This window comes from Sulfobacillus harzensis (assembly GCF_012933365.1).
In the GTDB taxonomy this organism is placed as follows: domain Bacteria; phylum Bacillota; class Sulfobacillia; order Sulfobacillales; family Sulfobacillaceae; genus Sulfobacillus_B; species Sulfobacillus_B harzensis.
Map to the genome: position 1 here is coordinate 1 of NZ_JABBVZ010000252.1, position 1,582 is coordinate 1,582.

The following is a 1,582-nucleotide window of genomic DNA, read 5'->3' on the forward strand; positions in this document are numbered from 1 at the left end:
AGTTTGTGCTGAAAAAATCACCGCGTCGGATCCTTGAAAACCGCATAAAAGCAGGGATTCCCAGCCCTTTTGTCGAATTTATCCAGTACCGACACCATCCAAATTCGAAGGGGGGAATCCCGACAAGCAACTATTCGCGTCGGGAGGCGCGAGTTCCTGCTTCGGGGATTCAATGCAACAATATGACCACCAGCAATTAGACTTCCTGACGGCGGCGATGCCGCCGGAGGTGTGGGCCTTACCCGCTGAATTGGCGGCCGTGGATCACCTATTGGGCGATCCGGCGATTATCGCCCCGCTGGTCGCCCGCCTCGACCCCGTGCAAGGGCGGCCTTCGGTGCCGGCCGCTCAGATTTTGCGCCTGTTTTACCTGAAAGATCGCTATCAGTTGGCGGATCGCGTGCTCATCCAAGAAGTCGCCGATAGCTTTCACTGGCGGCGATTCTGCCACTTCGGCGTGGCGGACGCGCTCCCCCATCCGTCGACGTTGACGTATTGGCGCCGTCGGTTGGGGCCGGAAGGCATACTGGTCATCAACCGGGCCGTCACGGCCCGGCTCCACACGGAGAAAATCGTGCGCGGGCGCCGATTTCGGATGGATTCGACGGTCGTCGAGGCCGCGATCCATCACCCGACCGACGCCGGGCTCATTGCCGATGGCATTCGCCGGGTGACCCGGATGGCCCGCCGACTTTACGCGGTCATGGAGGCGGCGCCGGTGCCAATCCGGGATCGCGCGCGGTCGGTGAAGCGGAAGATCCTGGCTATCGGGAAACTCCTGCGACGGCGTACCGGAGACGCCGTGACGGAGGTCCGGCGCGTGACCGAGGACTTGGCGCGCACGGGCGAAGCCCAAGGCCGCGCGATCGCGCGGCTACTCGACGTCGCAAAACAACAAATTGCCGTCCTCGATCAAGGGCTGGCCCGCCGTGTCGCACAAACCGAGCAAGCCCTCCACGATTTGCAGACCGTGATTCGCCAGAGCCGGGCGGCGACGGCTCGAGAGCCGATAGCCCACCGCGTGGTCAGCGTGGCCGATCCCGATGCGCGCCCGATTAAGAAGGGGAAGCTGGGCCATCCTGTGCAATTTGGGTACAAAGTCCAGATCGTCGAGGCGGAACAGGGGTTTGTGACCGATTATATGGTGCATATCGGAAATCCGCCCGACGCCGACGCGCTGAGTCCGGCGCTCGATCAGCATCGGGTCCAGTTCGGACGCCATCCGGACATTGTGGCCACCGACCGGGGCTATGACGGTGCGGCGAACCAACGCGATTGTGAGCGCCGGGGTATCAAAACGGTCGCGATCCCCAAACGCGGAAAGAAATCGGCTGCTCGGATCGTCCAGGAACGTCGACCGGCTTTTCGCCGTGCCCAACGCTGGCGCGCTGGGGGTGAAGCCACGATAAGCCGATTGAAGCGAAAGTATGGACTCCGGCGGAGTCGATATCGGGGATACGAGGCGGTGGCAACGGGGATCGGCCTCGGAATCTTCACCCATAATGTCCGCCGCTGGGCTCAGCGGCAGGCCGTTTAAGATCAGTAACCCACTCGGAACCGCCAGGCGGATCCTTGCGAGCTA

General features: G+C 62.6%; 2 protein-coding genes. Both read left to right on the forward strand.

Going from position 1 to position 1,582, the window contains the following annotated elements:
• Window positions 1-200: hypothetical protein (locus tag HIJ39_RS23940; RefSeq protein WP_207711881.1), on the forward strand; the 200-nt coding region annotated here is incomplete at its 5' end.
• The gene (locus HIJ39_RS22835) at window positions 173-1,537 is read left to right on the forward strand and encodes an ISNCY family transposase (protein WP_169103325.1); all 1,365 of its coding nucleotides are present in this window, start codon (window positions 173-175) and stop codon (window positions 1,535-1,537) included. The genes HIJ39_RS23940 and HIJ39_RS22835, both read left to right, overlap by 28 nt.
• Window positions 1,538-1,582 lie beyond the last annotated feature (45 nt).

Bases quoted from the DNA above. Each gene is read 5' to 3' on its own strand.
- HIJ39_RS22835 (WP_169103325.1), top strand. From the start codon at position 173: ATGCAACAATATGACCACCAGCAATTAGACTTCCTGACGGCGGCGATG.